The organism is Clostridium sp. DL1XJH146, assembly GCF_054819755.1.
The window spans coordinates 1-1,023 of record NZ_JBTVVN010000098.1; the positions used below are offsets into that span (position 1 = coordinate 1).

Annotated in this window: 1 protein-coding gene; it reads right to left on the reverse strand. The window is 24.7% G+C overall.

Annotated elements, in window-relative coordinates; all coding sequences use genetic code 11:
• Positions 1-70: 70 nt before the first annotated feature.
• Positions 71-964 carry a DUF4351 domain-containing protein gene (locus ACVHXK_RS18645; protein ID WP_461207913.1) on the reverse strand — a complete coding sequence of 298 codons (894 nt, stop codon included), beginning with the start codon at positions 962-964 and terminating at the stop codon, positions 71-73.
• Positions 965-1,023 lie beyond the last annotated feature (59 nt).

Below are 1,023 nucleotides of genomic sequence, written 5' to 3' on the forward strand. Positions count from 1 at the left end.
ATTAATAATTTTTAGTAAAAAATAAAACTAGTAGAAATTAATCTACTAGTTTATAACTGGTATTTTAATTTTAAAAATATTTTTGCAACTCATCTAAACTCTCTAGTTCAAAAATATCTACCAGTATTATATCAATAACTCTATCTGATAAATTCTTGATTTTTTTCTCATCTTCCTCAGGAATATTACCAAATTTCTTTGTAAGCAATTTTATTAGTATTTCTGATTTTCCTTCTTTAATTCCTTCTTTAATTCCTTCTTTAATTCCTTCTTTAATTCCTTCTTCTCTTATCATTCTGCCTATCTCTGTCAATTTAAACACCTCCTTGAACTTATTTTGGCTATATTTATCCCCAAATTTTTCTAGTAATGCATATAGTAATGTTATGCATTGTAATCTGTTATCACTATCTTTTATATTTTGAGCTAATTCTATACTTTCTATGGTTCTTTCATTCTTACTTACAGTTCCATTCATAAGTGGTAAAAAACTCAAAGATAATAATTCTTCATTTGTGAGTTTTAATCCTTTTTGTATTTTATCTCTTAAATAATAGTATTTTTCATCTCCATCAATTTTGTTCATATAAAATGGTTCAATACTGTATTTTATTGTGCCTGCATCAATAAAATCATCAACTTTATTAATATCCGCAGAATATATTACTATTGTTTTTACTTTTCTTTTATCCCTATAATACAATGAAGCATCATAGTATAAAAATCTCTTAATATCGTCCTTCTTGTCTGTTGTCTGAAACTCGAAGTGTAGATAATTATCATCTTCTGTATAAAATAAATAGTCTGTGAAATTTGTTTTTATTTCTATATTCTTTATTTCTGTATTGGCTGGAGCAATAATTTTCGTTCCAATATTAAAAAAATCTACTGCACTTTGCTTAAAAGTCTCCATAGCACTTTTAAATATAGAGTCTTCTATCTTATTATAATCTATTTTAATCATCTCTTTCTATACTTATTTTGAATAAACCGGTTAATTCATTAATTACTATTATTTCCATA

Excerpts from the sequence above, each read along its gene's own strand:
- ACVHXK_RS18645 (WP_461207913.1), bottom strand. The coding sequence starts at position 964 with ATGATTAAAATAGATTATAATAAGATAGAAGACTCTATATTTAAAAGT.